The following is a 265-nucleotide window of genomic DNA, read 5'->3' on the forward strand; positions in this document are numbered from 1 at the left end:
GGTTATTATCCATGATTGGCATTATATTTGGTGGTTGATTGTTATCCATGATTGGCATTATGTTTGGTGGTTGATTGTTATCCATGATTGGCATTATGTTTGGTGGTTGATTGTTATCCATGATTGGCATTATGTTTGGTGGCTGATTATTATCCAACATTGGCATTATGTTTGGCACTTGAATATTTGGCGGTATTACTTGCGGAATAACTATATTTTCTTTCGATACATTTGGTGACACTATATTTCCTACATTTTCTTTCTT

At 34.0% G+C, this 265-nt stretch carries 1 pseudogene; it reads right to left on the minus strand.

The features are described 5' to 3' along the window. Positions 1-265, minus strand: a pseudogene (locus MR083_RS27245) (peptigoglycan-binding protein LysM); the annotation flags it as partial.

The organism is Bacillus cereus group sp. BfR-BA-01408 (assembly GCF_022663305.1).
GTDB classification, from domain to species: Bacteria; Bacillota; Bacilli; order Bacillales; family Bacillaceae_G; genus Bacillus_A; species Bacillus_A pacificus.